This is a genomic window from Lentiprolixibacter sp. (assembly GCF_982873095.1).
This window is the reverse complement of the sequence record NZ_CEYNTP010000240.1, coordinates 1-4,151: the sequence shown is the minus strand read 5'-3', so window position 1 is coordinate 4,151 and position 4,151 is coordinate 1. Positions and strand designations below refer to the sequence as shown.

The following is a 4,151-nucleotide window of genomic DNA, read 5'->3' as shown; positions in this document are numbered from 1 at the left end:
TCGCCTGTTGGTACGCATATTTATTGGTATTGGTTACTCCTTTAAGATATGGTTTTAAATATTAGGGATAAAAAAACACCGGAGTAAATCCGGTGTTTTTCTCAAAATTTATGCGAAGCGTTTATTTCCCTTTGGGAGGATTTAACTTCTTGCTCAACTCCATGGAAATGGCGGAACGGTCGAACTTCAACTTGCCGGCCATGGTTTCAATGACGCAGGAATAATCCTTATCGTTGATCTCAAGGACTTTTCCGTGAAGTCCGCTTTTAGTGATAATTTTATCCCCCTTTTTCAGGGCATCCGCAAATTTTTTCTCGTCTTTTTGCCGTTTCATCTGTGGGCGGATCATAAAGAAATACGCCACGACGAAAATCAGCAGTAAGGGAAGAAATTGACCTAAACCTTCCATTGATTCTGTTTTGTTTAAATTTATTTAACCGGCCCTAAAGTAGTCGCCGTTGAGGTGGATTTTGGGGTGACAAAAGCTTTGATCCTCAAGATTTCAGAACCCTTGGCCGTATTTGCAGATACGGTAATGGTTTTGGTAACCTGATTTTGACCAGCTCCGTTGAACCTTACCAGAAGTTCCCCGCTTTCTCCCGGGGCAATAGGGGTATTCTTGGGATAATCTGGCACGGTACATCCACAGCTACTGGTTGCATTGGTGATGATCAAAGGTGCATTCCCGGTATTGGTAAAGGTAAACACCGTTTCCTGTGGAGCATTTTGCTCAATTACACCAAAATCGTGTTCAGACTTGTCGAATGACATTACTGGTAGATTTTTGGAACTCGCATCGCGTTCAGCTGCTACCTCAACATTGGATGCATTAATTTTTTCAGTGGCCTTTTCTTTACAGGATACCACAATCAGCCCTGCAATCATGATCAGAGAAAAAAGAATCCTTTTCATATTTAGATGAGATTTAATTTTTGGCAAAATTACGGATAATTTGGTTACAATAGTCCCCTTCCTGTTTTTTTGAGTTTTCCGGAGGCCTTGTATTCCCTCACCAGTTTGTCCAGGATACCGTTGATAAAAATACTGCTCTTTGGAGTGGAGTATTCTTTTGCGATCTCGAGATATTCGTTAAGGGTTACCCGTTCGGGGATCGAGGGGAAATGCCACAATTCGCATATGGCCATCTTAAGCAGGATGGCATCTATCTCGGCAATCCGGTCCTTGTCCCAATTGGGGGTTTTATTGACAATTTCATTTTCAAAGGCCGAATTATGCAAGAGGGTTTTGGCCAGAAGCTCCTCGGCAAATTCCATGTCTTCACTATCCTTCAGTAACTTGGGCAGCATGTAGCCCTTATGGTCTTCCCCCCGCATTTTTTTCAATTTCTTGACGATAAAGGTGTTAACCAGGGGAATGTCGTCAACCCAGGTGAGTTTGTCGTCTTCCAGGTATTCGTACACTTTTTCATTCGGGGCGATCACTTCGCGAAAAAGGGAAATAAGCAATTCCCGGTCCTCTTCATAGGATTGCCCTTCTTGCTGCATATATTTCTGATAGGAAGAACTTCCAACGATGTCTTTATAGAGGATGTTCACATAATCCTCGTGAAGGTACCATGCATTTAGTTTCCTTCGCTGCAATTCTTTTTCAAGCAGGTCATTGGTGGCAATTTGTATCAGGAGTTGGTTTTCGAGGAACTTTTTGGGGTTGGGATAGGAAATTTCTGCGGCCAGGTACTGCCGGGAGGAATGCTCCACGTGGCGCTGAGCAAGTTGATAGATCTCACGGAAAAGACTCATCATCAACAGGTAAAGGGTAAATGTATTTTCAACACTGACCTTTAAAAACTTTTGTTGTTTTTCAAGGGAGTCATCCTTTGACTTGATCAGCGCATAGATACATTGCATAACCTTTATACGCAGTTGCCTTCTTGTTAGCATGTTAAAAGAACTTTAGGGTTATTTCCTGTTCGCGGAGCAAAAATAACAAATCTCATCAATGCCCTTCGGAATTGAATCAATTATTCTTATCACTTTTATAACATTTGTTTCCAAGTCTATCCGCTATATTTGCCCATAAGGTTAACGGGGCTCCTACCAACCAGCTAATGAAAGAACTCAAGCACCTCAACAAGTATTTCAAGAAGTACTGGCTCAAACTTTTCATCGGGATAATCATCACCATTATTGCCCGTGTATTCCAACTGGTGATGCCTTCCTATGTAAAAAACTCCATTGAGGTAGTAGAAAAGTACGTGAGAGGAGAAATGGCCGAGACCCTTGCCAGGGATCTGTTGCTGGAGTATATCCTTATCATTGTTGGAGCGGCGCTGCTGTCCGGGTTTTTCACCTTCCTCATGCGGCAAACCATAATCAATGTTTCCCGTTACATCGAATACGACCTTAAGAATGAAGTCTATGATCATTACCAGGTCCTGAATTTGGATTTTTATAAACGCAACCGAACGGGCGACCTTATGAACCGTATCAGCGAGGATGTCACCCAGGTACGCATGTATGCTGGGCCTGCCATTATGTACGGCATGCAAACGCTTACACTATTTGTATGCCTCATTCCACTGATGTTCATCAAAGCCCCCACTATTGCCTTTTATGCTCTCGTTCCACTACCCATACTGTCTATTCTGATTTATCAGATCAGTCGGATCATCCACAAAAGAAGTACCGTTGTGCAGGAATTCCTGTCCAGGCTATCCACTTTTGCCCAGGAATCCTTTTCCGGGGTTTCGGTCATTAAGGCCTATAATCTGGAACCCCAGGTGAACGAAGAAATGCGGGTCCTGGCGCATGAAGGGAAGGACAAAAGCATGGACCTGGCAAAAGTCAATGCCTGGTTCTTTCCGCTGATGATCCTGCTTATCGGGATCTCCAACCTGTGTGTGATCTATGTTGGAGGAATACAGTATCTGAATGGTGAAATAGCCACCTTCGGAATTATAGCAGAATTCATCTTATACGTCAATATGCTTACCTGGCCTGTAGCGATTGTAGGCTGGCTGACTTCCATTGTGCAAAGGGCAGAGGCTTCTCAAAAACGCATAAACGAATTTCTGAAGAAAGAACCAGAAATAAAGCATGAGCAGAAGGAGGAAAAGGCTATTCAGGGCGAAGTTGAATTTGACAATGTTTCCTTTACCTATGAGGACACTCAAATCAAGGCCCTGAATGGCATATCTTTCAGTGTAAAAGCAGGGGAAACGATTGCTATCCTGGGGAAAACAGGCTCGGGAAAATCTACCATTCTGGACCTTATAACGCGCTTATACGACGTCAATTCCGGAGAAATCCGTATAGATGGTGTCCCCATCAAAGAACTGAACCTAAATAACCTGCGGTCAGCCATAGGGGCCGTGCCCCAGGACGCCTTCCTTTTTTCGGATTCCATAAAAAACAATATCAAATTTGGTGATGAAGATGCGGATGCAGAGGAAATTGAGGAAGTAGCCAAGATGGCGGTGGTACACGACAATATCATGGGATTTGCCAAAAACTATGAAACGGTGCTTGGGGAGCGGGGTATTACCCTGAGCGGTGGCCAGAAGCAGCGTGTGTCCATTGCCCGCGCCCTGCTGAGGGACCCGGAAATCTATTTGTTTGATGATTGCCTGTCTGCGGTAGATACGGAGACTGAGGAAGAGATCCTCAATAACCTTAAAAAAGCATCACGCAACCGTACTACCTTTATCGTAAGCCACCGGGTATCCTCTGCAAAAAATGCAGACAAGATCCTGGTTTTGGAAGATGGGAATATCCTTCAGGAAGGAACTCACGATCTTCTGGTAGCACAGGAGGGCTATTACAAAGAGCTCTATATGCACCAGTTGTCCGAGAAAGAAAGCTAGAAAAAGTTGCGGAAACCGCATTTTTTTTACATTTTTGAGCTCATCTAAAGCAGATATACTAACCAGAATCAGCCGAAATGAGCGACAAAGATTTAATGGACCAGGAGGAAATTCACTCCAAAGTCCTCAGAGCAGGTAGACGTACGTATTTTTTTGACGTAAGGAGCACGAAAGCCGGAGATTATTACCTCACGATCACTGAAAGCAAAAAATTCACCCATGAGGACGGCTCTTTTCACTACAAAAAACACAAAATTTATCTTTACAAAGAGGATTTCCAGGCGTTTCGCAATATCATGGAGGAAATGATGGACTTCATTATTGATGA

General features: G+C 43.5%; 5 protein-coding genes. 2 read left to right on the top strand and 3 right to left on the bottom strand.

Annotated elements, in window-relative coordinates:
• Window positions 1–121: 121 nt before the first annotated feature.
• Genes yajC through AC4E7D_RS12330 form a run of 3 tightly spaced genes read right to left on the bottom strand, consistent with a single transcriptional unit; the run spans window position 122 to window position 1,901 of the window.
• Complete coding sequence (gene yajC / locus AC4E7D_RS12340) at window positions 122–409, bottom strand: preprotein translocase subunit YajC (protein WP_490174094.1); 288 nt, start codon at window positions 407–409, stop codon at window positions 122–124.
• A gap of 20 nt (window positions 410–429) precedes the next feature.
• On the bottom strand, window positions 430–912 hold the full coding sequence (locus AC4E7D_RS12335; protein ID WP_490174093.1) for a DUF1573 domain-containing protein: 483 nt from the start codon (window positions 910–912) through the stop codon (window positions 430–432).
• A gap of 44 nt (window positions 913–956) precedes the next feature.
• Window positions 957–1,901 carry a transcription antitermination protein NusB gene (locus AC4E7D_RS12330; RefSeq protein ID WP_490174092.1) on the bottom strand — a complete coding sequence of 315 codons (945 nt, stop codon included), beginning with the start codon at window positions 1,899–1,901 and terminating at the stop codon, window positions 957–959.
• A gap of 167 nt (window positions 1,902–2,068) precedes the next feature.
• On the opposite strand from AC4E7D_RS12330, the gene AC4E7D_RS12325 reads away from it, so the two are divergent.
• Both AC4E7D_RS12325 and AC4E7D_RS12320 read left to right on the top strand, forming a co-directional pair.
• Window positions 2,069–3,823: an ABC transporter ATP-binding protein gene (locus tag AC4E7D_RS12325; RefSeq protein ID WP_490174091.1), complete on the top strand. Its 1,755-nt coding sequence runs from the start codon at window positions 2,069–2,071 to the stop codon at window positions 3,821–3,823.
• Between the two features lie 77 nt (window positions 3,824–3,900).
• The coding region (locus tag AC4E7D_RS12320; RefSeq protein ID WP_490174090.1) for a PUR family DNA/RNA-binding protein at window positions 3,901–4,151 on the top strand (251 nt) is incomplete at its 3' end.